Source organism: Flavihumibacter solisilvae, from assembly GCF_000814475.1.
Classification (GTDB): Bacteria; Bacteroidota; Bacteroidia; order Chitinophagales; family Chitinophagaceae; genus Flavihumibacter; species Flavihumibacter solisilvae.
The window spans coordinates 1-547 of record NZ_JSVC01000058.1 but is presented as its reverse complement, the minus strand read 5'-3'; the positions used below and the strand labels follow the sequence as shown (position 1 = coordinate 547).

General features: G+C 50.1%; 1 protein-coding gene. It reads right to left on the bottom strand.

Annotated features, from left to right (window positions below):
• Positions 1-547: SprB repeat-containing protein (locus tag OI18_RS23410; RefSeq protein ID WP_039144779.1), on the bottom strand; the 547-nt coding region annotated here is incomplete at both ends.

The following is a 547-nucleotide window of genomic DNA, read 5'->3' as shown; positions in this document are numbered from 1 at the left end:
AGATTAGATGCAGTGGCAGTTGTCTGTACCGGTGAAGTGTTCCAGCTGTAAGTAAATGGAGCGGTCCCTCCTATTACATTTACAGTAGCTGAACCTGTGGCCGTACCGAAGCAGGATGCGTTAGTACCTACTGTTGATGCTGTAAGCAGTGTGGGTTCCGTGATCGTAACCGTAGTAGTTGTAATACAACCTGCAGCATCAGTTACCGTAACCGTATAAGTTCCGGCAGTAAGGCCTGTTGCTGTTGCACCAGTTTGTACTGGCAGGGTATTCCAGCTGTAGGTAAACGGTGCGGTTCCTCCTGTTACGTTCACAGTTGCTGATCCTGTTGCCGTTCCGAAGCAGTCAACATTATTACCAACTGTTGTGGCAGCCAGTACAGGCGGTTCAGTAATCGTAACCGTAGTGGTAGTAATACAACCTGCAGCATCGGTCACCGTAACCGTATAAGTTCCGGCAGTAAGATTAGATGCAGTGGCAGTTGCCTGTACCGGCGAAGTGTTCCAGCTGTAGGTAAACGGTGCAGTGCCGCCGCTCACGTTCACAG